This window comes from Psychrobacter sp. S1-30-MNA-CIBAN-0213 (assembly GCF_040309845.1).
GTDB lineage: Bacteria > Pseudomonadota > Gammaproteobacteria > Pseudomonadales > Moraxellaceae > Psychrobacter.
Genome location: NZ_JBEOPE010000036.1, coordinates 1 through 368, shown reverse-complemented (window position 1 = coordinate 368; position 368 = coordinate 1). Strand labels below are relative to the sequence as shown.

Sequence of the window (368 nt, the reverse complement as noted above, 5' to 3'; positions counted from 1 at the left end):
AATCTAAACTGTAAGCTAAGTGAGGTACAAACCCATCACTTTCTAAATTGTATATTGCCTTACCGTTTGTATTGCAGGCACTCACTGGCAATAACTCTGCACTGCCTATTTTTTGATGACTAAACGGAGGTAACTTTAATCGTTCGTTATCAAAAGCAATAAGTAGGTCACATGCGCCATGTTCGAGCGTAGCGGTGGCTTTATCAACATCAATGGCTTCTATATTGAGGACTACTTTGCGATCACTTTTACTATGAAAGTTCGACAGCTTTAGCGCTAAAAACGTAGCTAATGAGTGCGCTGCAGCAACCTTTACTGAGTGAGTTTCTTCAGAGGAGAGTTCTTCTAACATACTCACTGAGTTATTC

1 protein-coding gene is annotated in these 368 nt (G+C 40.2%); it reads right to left on the bottom strand.

Annotated features, from left to right (window positions below):
- Positions 1 to 368, bottom strand: a 368-nt coding sequence (locus AAEY87_RS13850) for a LysR family protein (protein WP_350657589.1), incomplete at both ends; no start/stop codon positions are given.